This is a genomic window from Microbacterium paraoxydans, from assembly GCF_018224615.1.
GTDB lineage: Bacteria > Actinomycetota > Actinomycetes > Actinomycetales > Microbacteriaceae > Microbacterium > Microbacterium paraoxydans_B.
Map to the genome: position 1 here is coordinate 479,783 of NZ_JAGTUK010000001.1, position 12,993 is coordinate 492,775.

The following is a 12,993-nucleotide window of genomic DNA, read 5'->3' on the forward strand; positions in this document are numbered from 1 at the left end:
CCGCGGGAACGGGCGCGGGCGTAGGGTCGGGTCATGCTCCACCGACGCCGGCGCTCGACCGCCGCGCCGCTCTTCGCCGCCGCGGCCACCGCCTATGCGGCCAACTGTGCCCTGGGCACCGCCGTCGCCGTCCGGCTGATCGACACCCGCGGCTTCCGGTGGGTCCACCACGCGCTCTACATCGCCACGTGCACGACGACCGCGCTCGCGCTCAGTGGGGGCCTGTGGGGCGAGCCGCGCCGCCCGAGCCGCCGCGCTGCCCTCGGACTGCTGCCCGCCGCCGCGCCGCTCGCCGCGATCCCCTTCCTCGGCACGCACACCCGCCGCCACCCGCTCGTCGCGCTCGCCGCGGCTCCGTTCTTCCTCGCGGGACTGCTGCTGTCCCGTTCCACCGACCGGAAGTGACCGTATGGAACTCCTCGACGCCATCCGCCGCCGCAAGACCACGAACGGCGCCTTCCTCCCCGACCCCGTGTCGGAGGAGCATCAGCGCATCCTGCTGGAGGCGGCAGGGCGCGCGCCGTCGCAGCTGAACAGCCAGCCGTGGCGCTTCGTCGTGATCGAGAACCGCGACACGATCGAGCAGATCGCCCGCATCTCCGGCGAGAGCATGACCGAGGCCATGTCGAACGGCACGTTCTTCGAGCGCTACAAGCCCTACTTCCGCTTCAGCGAGGAGGAGATGGAGCAGAAGCGCAGCGGCATGCTGTTCGACAAGCTCCCCGCACCGCTGCGGCCCTTCACCTCGCAGGTGTTCACCAAGCGGGGACAGACGCTCATGAACACGTTCGGCGTGCCCAAGACGCTCGGCTCGGAGAACCGCAAGCTCGTCGCGGGATCACCGCTGCTGCTCGGCGTGATGCTCGACCGCAGCGAGTACCGGCCGGGACAGCTGTCGTCGTTCTACTCCGTGTTCAGCATGGGCGCGGCGATGGAGAACGTGTGGCTCACCACGGTCGAGCTCGGCATGGGCATCCAGTTCATCTCGTTCCCGATGGAGGTGCCCGGCCGGTGGGACGAGATCGTGCGGCTGCTGCGCGTGCCGGACGACCTGGAGCTCATGGCCGTGTACCGGCTCGGCTACCTGCCGCCCGAGCAGCGGCGTCCGGCGATCGACTGGTCGAGCAGCCAGCGCAAGCTCGCGTCGCAGTACGTGTTCCGCGAGAACTGCGACACCCCGCAGCAGGGGTGGGACGAGCCGCTGCGCTGACGCTCAGGGCTCGATCGTGCGGGGCAGCGACCGCAGATCCTCCAGCGCCGGCCCTTCGATGCGCGTGCCGTCGGCCCGGAACCGGGAGGCGTGCAGCGGGCAGTCCCACGTGCACTCGGCGTCGTTCCAGTCGAGCACGCCGCCCATGTGCGGGCACACCGCGCTGACCGCGCGCGTTACGCCGTCGACGGTCGAGACGCCCACGGGCCGTCCGCCGCGGTTCGCCACCACGCCCTCCCCCTCGGCGGGTCGCGGCACCGGGGTGGGCCTGGTCTCCGCATCGACCCAGCCCTTGGTCGCCGCGGCCGCGACCTTGGTCCCCTCGACGGCGCCGCGGGCGAGATCGGCGGGGACGGTCAGCCGTGTGCCGATGCGGATCATCCACGACGGCCGGTCGCGGAGCTTCGTGCCGATGATCTCCTCGGTGAGCCGGAGGGCCGCGGCCGGTGCGTTCGACAGGCCCCACTTGGCGTAGCCCGTCGCGAAGCGGATGCGGCCGAGCCCGCGGGGCAGTGCTCCGACGAACGGGATGAGGTTGTGCGACTGGTAGTCCTGCGCGGACCAGCGGTGCGTCTCCTCCGCGTCGGGGAAGTGCAGGCGCGTCCACGCCACGAGGTCGTCGATCGCGGCGGTCTCGCCGTCGGAGCGGCCGACCGGGTGCCCGTTGCCGCCCACCACGAGCTGCGCCGTGCCCGCGGGGCCGTCGGCGTCGGAGACGGGGCGGATCGATCGGGTGGGGCCGTCGGCCGACAGGAACGTGCCCTGCGGCACCCCGCCGGAGACGCGGAAGGAGACGCAGGAGGAGCGGAGGCCGGCGACCTTCGAGAAGTACAGGCCGCGGTCGAGGATCGGGGTGCCGGTGGCGAGCACGATGTGCTCCGCGAACATCGGTCCGGCGGTGGTCTCCACGCGCGGGTCGTTCCGCGCGTGCGCCCCGGTCACGCGGACGCCGGTGTGCAGCGTGCCGCCGCCGCGGACGAACTCCGCCGCGAGCGCATCGGCCACTGCGACCGGGTCGATCGTGACCTGCTCGGCCAGGGCGACCGCGCCGGCCACCGGGAAGGGCGTGGAGAGCTCGTGCGGCGTCAGCAGCCGGGTGGGCAGCCCGGCCTCGCGTGCCGCGGCGTGCTGGTCGCGCACCGACTCCATGCCGTCGGGGCTCTGCGCGTAGGTGTGGTCGGTGCGCATCGTGTACGACACGGCCGCGCTGTCGGCGAAGCCCAGCAACCACTGCATCCCGGCACGGTTCGCGTCGACGTAGGCCTGTACGAGCGAGGCGCTGTGGTGGCGGCGGATGGTGGCCAGCTGCGCGCCCTGCAGCAGCGACAGCTTGCCGGTGTTCCCGCCCGAGGCCAGCTCGGCGATGGACCCCGACTCGAGCACCGCGACGTCGAGTCCGGCCCTCGTGAGCATCACCGCGGTGCTCAGGCCCGTGAGCCCGGCGCCGACCACGATCACGTCGTGCCGGGAGCCGGGGTCGAACGCGGTGCCGAGGGGCGCGGCCTGGTCGACCTTCCAGAGAGGCATCATGCGGACAGTCAACGACGGCGGCTCGGCGCACCCCAGCCGCTTGACAACGGGCGGTCGCGCTGTCATGCGGCCAGTACAGTGGCGAACGTGAACCTCCGCCGCGTCCTGCTCGTCGCCCTGGGCGGCACGGCGGGGACGGCCGCCCGGCTCGCTCTCGGGCTGGCGCTGCCCGACCCCGGCGGCCTCCCCCTCGCGGTGCTGCTGGCCAATGTCGTCGGCGCGTTCCTGATCGGCGTGGTCGCGGCACGGCTGGCGGCCTCGTCGGAGCTGCGGCTGCTGCTGGGCACGGGCGTGCTCGGCGGTTTCACGACGTACAGCGCCTTCATGACGGGCACGGTCGCCCTGTGGGGCACGGCCCCGCTGCTCGCGGTCGCCTACGTCGCCGGCAGCCTGATGCTCGGGCTCGGCGCGGCGGCACTCGGCCTGCGCCTGGGCCGACCGCGACGAGGGGCGGTCGCGTGAGTCCGCTGCTGTTCCTTGCGGCGGCGCTCGCGGGCGGCGTCGGCGCGGTGCTGCGCTATCTGCTCGACCTCGGGGTGGCCCGGTGGGTGGGGCGCCGGTTCCCGTGGGGCATCCTGGCGGTGAACCTGAGCGGCTCGTTCGCGTTGGGCCTCGTGACGACCGCGCTGCCCGAGCAGGCGTTCGTGCTGGGGGCGGGGCTGCTGGGCGGGTACACCACGTTCAGCACGGCGATGCTCGACGCGGTGGCGCTGTGGCGTGACGGTGCGAGGCCCGCCGCGGTGTTCGATGCGGTCGGCATGCTGCTGCTCGGCCTGCTCGCGGCGGTGCTCGGGATGGGCGTCGGCAGCCTGCTCTGATTCGTCCTTGCGGAGCGGCGGTGCGTCGGGCTACCCTCGTGCTAATCGTTTAACGCTAAACGGTTAACATCGCCCGCCACCCGCTCGTGCACCCGTCAAAGGAGACTTCGATGCCCCGCACCACCCACCGCGCCCTCGGTGCGCTCGCCGCCTCGGCGGCCGCCGTCCTCGCGCTGTCCGCGTGCTCCTCCTCCGCCACCGGAGAGTCGTCCGACGGCGACATCACCCTCAGCTACGCCATCTGGGACGAGAACCAGAAGCCGGCCATGGAGGACATCGCCGCCGCCTACACCGAAGAGCACCCGAACGTCACGATCGAGATCCAGGTCACGCCGTACAAGGAGTACTTCACCAAGCTCCAGACCGCCGTCACCGGTGGATCCGCCGCCGATGTCTTCTGGATGAACGGTCCCAACTTCCAGCTCTACGCCTCCAACGGCCAGCTCGCCCCGCTCGACGGCGTCGAGACCTCCGACTACCCCCAGGGTCTCGTCGACCTGTACACCTACGACGGCACGCTCTACGGCGCCCCGAAGGACTTCGACACCGTCGCCCTCTGGTACAACAAGGCGCTGTTCGACGCCGCAGGCGTGGCCTACCCGAGCGCCGGGTGGACGTGGGACGACTTCACGGCCGCCGCCGCGAAGCTCACCGACCCCGCGAAGGGCCAGTACGGCATCGCCGCCAGCCAGTACGGCCAGGAGAACTACTACAACTCGATCGCGCAGGCCGGGGGCGAGGTCATCTCCGCCGACGGCACCGAAAGCGGCTACGGCTCCCCCGAGGCCCTGAAGGGCATCGAGCTGTGGACCGACCTCATCGCGGACGGCTCCTCGCCCACCGCCCAGCAGATGACCGACACCAACCCCGAGGACTTCTTCCTCTCCGGCAAGGTCGCCATGTTCCAGAACGGCTCCTGGGCGGCCATCGCCTACGCCGACAACGCCGACATCGGCGGAACGGTCGACGTCGCCCCGCTGCCCGCCGGGCCCGAGGGTAACCAGAGCGTGATCCACGGCGTCGGCAACGTCGCCAACGCCAAGAGCCCGCACCTCGACGTCGCCACGGACTTCGCCGCCTTCGCCAGCGGCGAGCAGGCCGCGAAGATCCAGGCCGAGACCGGCACCGTGATCCCCGCGTTCAACGGCACGCAGCAGGCGTGGGTCGACGCCCTCCCGCAGTACGACCTCCAGGTGTACATCGACGCGCTCGACACCGCCGTGCCCTACCCCGTGTCGAAGAACACCTCCGCCTGGACCAGCATCGAGAGCGAGGTGCTGTCGCAGGTGTGGTCCGGAGCCGTGTCGCCCGCGGACGGCCTGAAGGACCTGGCCGCGCAGATGCAGACCGCGCTGGACGCCGAGCAGGAGTGACCGCATGACCGTCATCGCGCCCCGCGCGGTCGCGCCGACGGCCGAGCGGACACCGGAGGCCCGCCCCTCCGGTGTCCGCCGCCGGCGCCGCACCCCCGGCGCCTCGCCGTGGTGGGCCCTGGTGTTCCTCGGCCCCACCGCGCTCGGCCTCGCCGTGTTCTACCTGTGGCCGACCGTGCGCACGCTCATCATCTCGTTCACGAAGTCCGGCCCGTTCGGCGGCTCCGAGTGGATCGGCTTCGCCAACTACGCCCGGCTGATCCAGGACCCCGAGCTGCTCGGCGCGCTGCGCAACACCGCCATCTACACGGTGATCGCACTGATCGGCATCCCCATCGCGGTGGCCATCGCCGCCCTGCTGAACACCACCGGGCTCAAGGGACGCAGTGCCTACCGCACGCTCTACTTCATCCCCGTCGTGACCATGCCCGCCGCGATCGCGCTGGTGTGGCGCATGATCTACAACGGCGACTACGGCGTGCTCAACGCCGCGCTCTCCACGGTGGGCATCGAGGGGCGCAGCTGGCTGACCGACCCGAACACCGCCCTGGTCGCGATCGCGGTGGTCGGCATCTGGGCCGGACTCGGCACCAACATCGTGATCTTCCTCGCCGGGCTCCAGGGCATCCCCGACACGATCATGGAAGCCGCCGACCTCGACGGCGCCGGCCCCGTGCGGAAGTTCTTCTCGATCACGATCCCGCTGCTGTCCCCGTCGATCTTCTTCGTCAGCGTGATCAGCGTGATCGGCGCGCTCCAGGTGTTCGACCTCGTGTACATGATGCTCGGTCGCAGCAACCCGGCGATGCCGAACACCCGCACCGTGGTGTACCTGTTCTACGAAGCGGGCTTCCTCGACAACGACCGCGGCTACGCGGCCGCCGTCGCCTTCCTGCTGCTGCTCATCATCCTGGTGCTGACGATCGTGCAGTTCCGGCTCCAGAAGAAGTGGGTGCACTATGAGTGACGTCTCGCTCGACACCCGCGCCGTCGTCGGCGCCCCGTCCGCCCGCTCCCGCGCCGCCGGGAAGCCGAGGAACCGCGGACTGTGGGCGGTGCACGCCGTGCTCCTCGTCGGCGCCGTGCTGATGGTGTTCCCGTTCGTGTGGCAGCTGCTGACATCGTTCAAGACGCTGTCCGACTCGGTGCAGGTGCCCCCGTCGTTCCTGCCGCGCGAGTGGGTGTTCACGAACTTCGCCGAGGTGTTCGACTCGATGCCGTTCGGGCAGATGTTCCTCAACTCGGTGCTCCTCACGGTCGGCCGCACGGTCGGTCAGGTCGTCCTGTGCACCATGGCGGGCTACGCCTTCGCGCGCATCCCGTTCCCCGGGCGCAACGTCCTGTTCGTGGTGTTCCTGTCGGTGCTGATGGTGCCGTCGCAGCTGTACCTGCTGCCGCAGTACGAGATCATCCAGTCGCTGGGCTGGCTCAACACGCTCCAGGCGCTCATCGTGCCCGGCATCTTCAGCGCCTTCGGGACCTTCCTGATGCGGCAGTTCTTCCTGTCGATGCCGGCCGAGCTGGAGGAAGCGGCCCGCATCGACGGCGCGAATCCGTGGCAGACCTTCTGGCGGATCATGGTTCCGCTCGCGAAGCCTGGCATCATCGCACTTGTGGTGTTCACCGTGCTGTGGTCCTGGAACGATCTGCTGTGGCCGCTCATCGTGACCACCGACCCCGCGAAGATGCCGTTGTCGGTGGGGCTCTCGCAGCTCGTCGGCATCCACGGCACCGACTACCCGGTGCTGATGGCCGGCGCGCTGCTGGCGACCCTGCCGATGCTCGTGACGTTCATGATCCTGCAGCGGCAGTTCATCCAGGGCATCGCGTTCAGCGGGACGAAGGGCTGACCGATGGCACAGCGTGAGCACGCCCCCGCCCGCCGCCCCACCCTGCGGATGGTGGCCGAACGGGCCGGAGTGTCGACGGCGACCGTGTCGTACGTGTTCTCCGGCCGCGCCGGGGCGAGCGGCGCCGGGGTCGCGGAAGCCACCGCGGCCAGGGTGATGGCCGCCGCGGAGGAACTCAACTACCGCCCGAACACGGCCGCCCGCGCGATCCGCACCGGCCGCAGCGGCATGGTGCAGCTCTCCCTGCACATGCTGAGCGACCCGTGGTCGCTCGCGGTGGCGGACGCCGTCAACGCGGAAGCCAACAGGCACGGCCTCACCACGTTGATCCTCGCGGACGGCGACTGGCACGCGGCGCTCGACCGGGTGGAGAGCGACGTGGCCTACCTCGACGGCGTCGGACTGGACGAGGAGGACGCGCGGCGGCTGGGCGATCTGGTCAAGCGCGGGCAGCGGCTCGTGGTGTTCTCCGAGCACCTGGAGCCGGACGGGTTCGATGTGATCCGCTCCGACGCGATCCCCGGGTGCGAGCTCGCGATGGACCACTTGTTGGAACGGCACACCGCGATCGGGTGCATCGCCGCCGAGGGGGCGGTGCGCCTCGCCGGGCGGCAGGTCACCCGGTACACGCCCTACCTGCAGAAGCTCGCGGCCGCGGGCATCGAGCCGGACCCGGCGTGGACCGTGACCTATGCGGACACCCAGGCCAGCGCGTTCACGGCCGCGATCGAGCTGCTGTCGCGGGAGGACCGGCCGGACGCCGTGTACGCCACGACCGACTTCGCCGCGATCGCCGCGATCAACGCCGCGCACATGCTCGGCCTCCGGGTGCCGCACGACGTGGCGGTGATCGGCGTCGGCAACACCCCGGATGCCCGGCTCGTCGCGCCCACGCTGACGACGGTCGGCCCCACCGACTTCTACGAGCGGCAGGCGCGCATCATCGTCGACCGCGCTCTCGAGAGCGACCCGTCGCCGGGAACCCTGCACGAGTTCCCGTGGTCGCTCGTCCCCGGCGGCTCCACCGACCTCGACGCCCCCGCCCCGCGCGACCGCTGAGCCGCGCCCTCCCTGCATCGACTTTCACGAAGGACTTCTGTTGGACCTCCACATCGGCATCATCGGCTTCGGCGCGCGCTCCACCCTCCACGAGGAGGTGCACCGCCCCGGGCACGGCTCGCGCATCACGGCCGTGTGCGACCTCTCGCCCCGCGCCCGCGACGACGCGAGGGCACTCGTGCCGGACGCGCTCGTCACCGACTCCCTCGACGAGCTGCTCGCCTCGGGGGTCGATGCGGTCATGGTGCTCACGCCGGACGACACGCACGCCGCGCTGACCATCCGGGCGCTCGAGGCCGGCGTGCCCGTGTTCTGCGAGAAGCCCCTGGCGATCGACCTCGCCGACGCCGACCGGATGCTGGAGACCGCGCGGCGCACCGGCACCCGGCTGTACATCGGGCACAACATGCGGCACATGCCCGTGATCACCCTCATGCGCGGGCTCATCCAGGCCGGGCGCATCGGGCAGGTGAAGGCCGTGTGGGTGCGGCACTTCGTCGGTCACGGCGGCGACTTCTATTTCAAGGACTGGCACGCCGACCGCAGCCGCACCACCGGGCTGCTGCTGCAGAAGGGCGCGCACGACCTCGACATCATCCACTGGCTCGCGGGCGCCTACACGGAGCGGGTGGCGGCGATGGGCGGACTGAGCGTGTACGGCGACATCACCGACCGGCGCGATCGTTCGGGGGAGCGCATGCCGGACTGGTTCAGCATGGACAACTGGCCGCCGACGGCGCTGACCGGCCTGCACCCCGTGATCGACGTCGAGGACATCTCGATGGTGAACCTGCAGCTGGAGGGCGGGATCTTCGCGTCGTACCAGCAGTGCCACTTCACGCCGGACTACTGGCGCAACTACACGGTGATCGGCACCGAGGGGCGCATCGAGAACGTCGGCGACGTGGCCGGCAGCGAGGTGCGGCTGTGGAACCGACGTCATGCGGGGGCTGCCGAGGCCGACGAGACCTTCATCGTGCCGGAGGTGCCGGACGCGGGACACGACGGGGCCGACGCGCTCCTGGTCGCCGAGTTCCTGCGGTTCGTGCGGCACGGCGGGCTCACCGCGACCTCGCCCGTGGCGGCGCGGGAGGCCGTGGCCGCGGGGATCCTCGCGACCGCGTCGCTGCGCGGGGACGGCTCCGCGGTGAGCGTTCCGCCGCTCGACCCGGGGCTCGTGGCCTACTTCGAGCGCGGGCAGGTCGAGACCGCGGCCGCCTGAGTCCGCCGCCTCCGCGGGCGGCTCCGCGGGGGGCGTCGCGGCTCTCAGCGTCTTCACACCGAGGCGAATGTACAAACGTACATGTACAGGTGTTCGGAGGTGCGGGATGGCGGAGAGCGCGCGTCGGCGTCGCGACCCCGAAGCGCGCCGCCGTGAGATCGTGACCGCCGCGGCCGAACTGATCGTCGAGGTCGGGGCCGAGGCCATCACCCACCGCATGGTCGCCGCCCGCGCCGGGGTGCCGCTCGGGGCCACCACGCAGTACTTCGCCACGCTCGACGACCTCCGCGGCGCCGCCTTCCGTGCGCTCGCCGACGAGATCGAGGCCCGGCTCGACGGCGTGCGGCAGACCCTCGCCGAGCAGGGGGCGGGGCCAGACGTGATCGCGGCCCTCGTGTGCCGGAGCGCGGAGGACGGGCACGCCGTGCGGGCCGACCGCGCCGTGGTCACCGCCGCCGTGCACGACCCCCGCCTGCGCGAACTCGCCAGGCACCTGTCCGACCGCCTGGTCGACCTGCTCGAGCCGACCTATGGCGCCGACCGTGCCAAAGCGGCGATGATCTTCATCGACGGTGTCATGTGGAGCACGCACATCCGCGACGACCGCCTCGATCAGTCCTTCATCGAGACCGCACTGGCGCGGATCCTCGGAGACCCTCTCTCCACCCCTTCCGCAGCGACAGCCACCCCCTGACACCGAGGACCACGCCTTGTCGAAACTCGCCATCCTCAGCCTGAAGAACCGCGCGCTCATCGCGCTCGTGACCATCGTCGCGGCCGTGTTCGGCGGGCTCGCCCTCACCAACCTCAAGCAGGAGCTGATCCCGTCACTCGAGCTGCCGGCGCTCGTGGTCATGACCACGTACCCCGGCGCCTCGCCCGAGGTGGTCGAGAACGACGTGTCCACCCCGATCGAGTCGGCGATCCAGGGCGTGCCCGATCTGGAGTCAACCACCGCGACCAGCACCACCAACGCCTCCATCGTGCAGGCGATGTTCTCCTACGGCACGAACCTCGCGACCGCGGAGCAGAAGATCCAGCAGGCGATCAACCGCATCTCCTCGCAGCTGCCCGAGGACGTCACGCCGCAGGTGCTGTCGGTGTCGATCGACGACTTCCCGGTGATCCAGGTGGCCGTGACCGGGTTCGACGACGCCGACAACGCGCAGGCGCAGCTGGAGAGCGTCGCCATCCCCGACCTGGAGGACGTGGACGGCGTCAACGCGGCCGAGATCGTCGGCGGCGTCGGCCAGCGCATCACCATCACCCCCGACGTGGCACGCCTGGCGGCCGAGGGGCAGAGCACGCAGGCGATCAGCTCGGCGCTGCAGCAGAACGGCACGCTGTTCCCGGGCGGTGACATCACGGAGAACGGGGAGACCCTGACCGTGCAGACCGGCGCCAAGATCACCTCGGTCGATGAGATCGCCGCGCTCCCGCTCGTCGGCACCTCCCTCACGATCGGCGATGTCGCGACGGTCGCGCAGGTCTCCGACCCCGTCACCTCGATCTCGCGCGTGGACGGCAAGGACGCCCTGTCGATCTCGATCACCAAGCTCCCCGCGGCCAACACCGTCGAGGTGTCGCAGGGGGTGATCGCGGCGCTCGACGAGATCGGCGACGCACTGCCCGACGCCGAGTTCACGGTCGTGTTCGACCAGGCCCCGTTCATCGTGCAGTCGATCGACACGCTCGCCACGGAGGGTCTCCTCGGCCTCGTGATGGCGGTGCTGGTGATCCTGGTGTTCCTGCTGTCGGTGCGCTCGACGCTCGTGACCGCGATCTCGATCCCCACGTCGGTGCTCATCACGTTCATCGGGCTGCAGGCCTTCGGCTACTCGCTCAACGTGCTGACGCTCGGCGCGCTCACGATCGCGATCGGCCGCGTCGTGGACGACTCGATCGTGGTCATCGAGAACATCAAACGGCACTACGTGGGCGACGCCGACAAGGGCGACGCGATCCGGCTCGCGGTGCGCGAGGTCGCCGCGGCGATCACGGCCTCCACCATCACGACCGTCGCGGTGTTCCTGCCCATCGTGTTCGTGGGCGACATGGTGGGCGAGCTGTTCCGGCCGTTCGCGATGACCGTGACGATCGCGATGGTCGCGTCGCTGCTGGTCGCGCTCACGATCGTGCCCGTCCTGGCGTACTGGTTCCTCAAGCCGGGCAAGCCGCTGCTCGACGAGCGCGGCAACGCGATCGACCCGGAGGACCCGGACGCCCCGCCCACCGCGCTGCAGCGCGGCTACCGGCCGATCCTCGGCTGGACGCTCAAGCACTCGGGCCTCACGGTGGTGCTCGCGGTGGTGGTGCTCGGCGCGACGCTGGCCGCCGCCCCGCTCATGAAGGTCAACTTCCTCAGCGACTCCGGTCAGAACACCATGACCGTGACGCAGGACCTCGGGCCTACCGCGAGCCTGCAGGCGAAGTCCGACGCGGCGGAGCCCGTGGAGGAGGCGCTGCTCGGCATCGACGGCATCCAGCACGTGCAGGCCTCGATCGGGTCGAGCGGCTCCGCCCTGCGCGATGCGTTCTCCGGCGGCGCCGGCATCACCTACTCGGTGCTCACCGACGGCGACGCCGACCAGGAGAAGCTGCGCGCCGAGGTGCAGGACGCGATCGACGGCCTCGGCGACGACGTGGGCGAGGTCAGCGTGGCCGCCTCGGCCGGCTTCGGCTCCAGCGACATCGAGATCACGGTCAGCGCGTCGAACGGCGAGGACCTCGCCACCGCCACCTCGACCCTGGTGAAGGAGCTCGACGGCCGCGACGGCGTCGGCCAGGTGACCGACAACCTCGCCGAGGCGCTGCCCTACATCGCGGTCGTGGTGAACCGGGAGGCCGCGGCGCAGGTCGGGCTGTCGGAGGTCGCGGTGGGCTCGATCGTGTCGAACACGATGCGCCCGCAGCAGATCGGTTCGGTCGAGATCGACGACACCGCCCTGACCGTGTACCTCGTGAACCCGGAGCCCCCGACGACCGTCGAGGCGCTGCAGCAGCTGGCGATCCCGACCGCCGCGGGCATCGTGCCGCTGCAGGACATCGCGACGGTCGAGCAGCGCAACGGCCCCACCTCGATCACGACCGAGCAGGGCCGCCGCACGGCCACCATCACGGTGCCGCCCGCCTCGGACAACCTCGCCGTGGCCACGCAGTCGGTGAGCGCCGCGATCGCCGCGGCCGACCTGCCCGACGGTGCCTCGGCCGAGGTCGGCGGCGTCGCCTCGCAGCAGGCCGACTCGTTCTCGCAGCTGGGCCTCGCGATGCTCGCGGCCATCCTGATCGTGTACGTGGTGATGGTGGCGACGTTCAAGTCGCTGCGTCAGCCGCTGCTGCTGCTGGTCTCGGTGCCGTTCGCGGCGACCGGCGCCATCCTGCTGCAGATCGTGACGGGCGTGCCGCTGGGGGTGGCCTCGCTGATCGGTGTGCTGATGCTGATCGGCATCGTGGTGACGAACGCGATCGTGCTGGTCGACCTCGTCAACCAGTACCGCGAGAAGGGGCTGTCCACGGCCGACGCGGTGATGGCGGGCGGCGAGAAGCGTCTGCGCCCGATCCTGATGACCGCGCTCGCGACGATCCTCGCGCTCACCCCGATGGCGCTCGGCATCACCGGGCACGGCGGGTTCATCTCGCAGCCGCTCGCGATCGTGGTGATCGGCGGGCTCATCTCCTCGACCGTGCTCACGCTGATCGTGCTGCCGACGCTGTACAACCTCGTCGAAGGGGCGAAGGAGCGGCGCCGGGCCCGCAAGGGCGACGGCGGGACGGGCGATGACGGCCCGGGCACCGGCGCCCCGGAGCGGCCGGACGCGCCCACCGGAACGGCCGCCGCGGAGCCCGTCGCCGCGGGGGCCACGGTGCACGCGGACGGCTCACCCGTCAGCCGACGAGAGCTGCGCGGACAGTCGGGCACCTGACGCGGGAG

Annotated in this window: 12 protein-coding genes; 11 read left to right on the plus strand and 1 reads right to left on the minus strand. The window is 71.1% G+C overall.

Annotated features, from left to right (window positions below; translation table 11 throughout):
• Positions 1-33 precede the first annotated feature (33 nt).
• Both KE274_RS02285 and KE274_RS02290 read left to right on the plus strand, forming a co-directional pair.
• Positions 34-405: a hypothetical protein gene (locus KE274_RS02285; protein WP_211540856.1), complete on the plus strand. Its 372-nt coding sequence runs from the start codon at positions 34-36 to the stop codon at positions 403-405.
• Between the two features lie 4 nt (positions 406-409).
• Positions 410-1,210: a nitroreductase family protein gene (locus tag KE274_RS02290; protein WP_211540858.1), complete on the plus strand. Its 801-nt coding sequence runs from the start codon at positions 410-412 to the stop codon at positions 1,208-1,210.
• A 3-nt stretch (positions 1,211-1,213) separates the two neighbouring features.
• On the opposite strand, the gene KE274_RS02295 is transcribed toward KE274_RS02290, so the two are convergent.
• Entirely contained in the window at positions 1,214-2,740 is a 1,527-nt protein-coding gene (locus KE274_RS02295) for an FAD-dependent oxidoreductase (RefSeq protein WP_211540861.1), read from the minus strand.
• 87 nt (positions 2,741-2,827) lie between these two features.
• On the opposite strand from KE274_RS02295, the gene KE274_RS02300 reads away from it, so the two are divergent.
• From KE274_RS02300 to KE274_RS02340, 9 genes are all read left to right on the plus strand, one after another.
• Positions 2,828-3,202 carry a CrcB family protein gene (locus tag KE274_RS02300; protein ID WP_307872124.1) on the plus strand — a complete coding sequence of 125 codons (375 nt, stop codon included), beginning with the start codon at positions 2,828-2,830 and terminating at the stop codon, positions 3,200-3,202.
• Positions 3,199-3,558, plus strand: a complete 360-nt coding sequence (locus tag KE274_RS02305; RefSeq protein WP_211540867.1) for a fluoride efflux transporter FluC — start codon at positions 3,199-3,201, stop codon at positions 3,556-3,558. Before KE274_RS02300 ends, KE274_RS02305 begins: the two co-directional genes overlap by 4 nt.
• A gap of 110 nt (positions 3,559-3,668) precedes the next feature.
• Entirely contained in the window at positions 3,669-4,931 is a 1,263-nt protein-coding gene (locus KE274_RS02310; protein WP_211540870.1) for an ABC transporter substrate-binding protein, read from the plus strand.
• Between the two features lie 4 nt (positions 4,932-4,935).
• Complete coding sequence (locus KE274_RS02315; RefSeq protein WP_211540873.1) at positions 4,936-5,898, plus strand: carbohydrate ABC transporter permease; 963 nt, start codon at positions 4,936-4,938, stop codon at positions 5,896-5,898.
• Positions 5,891-6,781 carry a carbohydrate ABC transporter permease gene (locus KE274_RS02320; protein ID WP_211540876.1) on the plus strand — a complete coding sequence of 297 codons (891 nt, stop codon included), beginning with the start codon at positions 5,891-5,893 and terminating at the stop codon, positions 6,779-6,781. Before KE274_RS02315 ends, KE274_RS02320 begins: the two co-directional genes overlap by 8 nt.
• A 3-nt stretch (positions 6,782-6,784) precedes the next feature.
• Positions 6,785-7,840: a LacI family DNA-binding transcriptional regulator gene (locus KE274_RS02325; RefSeq protein WP_211540879.1), complete on the plus strand. Its 1,056-nt coding sequence runs from the start codon at positions 6,785-6,787 to the stop codon at positions 7,838-7,840.
• A 40-nt stretch (positions 7,841-7,880) separates the two neighbouring features.
• Positions 7,881-9,062 (plus strand): Gfo/Idh/MocA family protein, encoded by a 1,182-nt coding sequence (locus KE274_RS02330; protein WP_211540882.1) that lies wholly within the window; start codon positions 7,881-7,883, stop codon positions 9,060-9,062.
• Between the two features lie 106 nt (positions 9,063-9,168).
• The gene (locus tag KE274_RS02335; protein ID WP_211540885.1) at positions 9,169-9,756 is read left to right on the plus strand and encodes a TetR/AcrR family transcriptional regulator; all 588 of its coding nucleotides are present in this window, start codon (positions 9,169-9,171) and stop codon (positions 9,754-9,756) included.
• 16 nt (positions 9,757-9,772) lie between these two features.
• A complete protein-coding gene (locus KE274_RS02340; RefSeq protein ID WP_211540895.1) occupies positions 9,773-12,985 on the plus strand; it encodes an efflux RND transporter permease subunit in 3,213 nt (1,070 codons plus the stop codon).
• Positions 12,986-12,993: the final 8 nt, after the last annotated feature.

Bases quoted from the DNA above. Each gene is read 5' to 3' on its own strand.
- KE274_RS02285 (WP_211540856.1), top strand. From the start codon at position 34: ATGCTCCACCGACGCCGGCGCTCGACCGCCGCGCCGCTCTTCGCCGCC.
- KE274_RS02290 (WP_211540858.1), top strand. From the start codon at position 410: ATGGAACTCCTCGACGCCATCCGCCGCCGCAAGACCACGAACGGCGCC.
- KE274_RS02295 (WP_211540861.1), bottom strand. From the start codon at position 2,740: ATGATGCCTCTCTGGAAGGTCGACCAGGCCGCGCCCCTCGGCACCGCG.
- KE274_RS02310 (WP_211540870.1), top strand. From the start codon at position 3,669: ATGCCCCGCACCACCCACCGCGCCCTCGGTGCGCTCGCCGCCTCGGCG.
- KE274_RS02315 (WP_211540873.1), top strand. From the start codon at position 4,936: ATGACCGTCATCGCGCCCCGCGCGGTCGCGCCGACGGCCGAGCGGACA.
- KE274_RS02320 (WP_211540876.1), top strand. From the start codon at position 5,891: ATGAGTGACGTCTCGCTCGACACCCGCGCCGTCGTCGGCGCCCCGTCC.
- KE274_RS02325 (WP_211540879.1), top strand. From the start codon at position 6,785: ATGGCACAGCGTGAGCACGCCCCCGCCCGCCGCCCCACCCTGCGGATG.
- KE274_RS02335 (WP_211540885.1), top strand. From the start codon at position 9,169: ATGGCGGAGAGCGCGCGTCGGCGTCGCGACCCCGAAGCGCGCCGCCGT.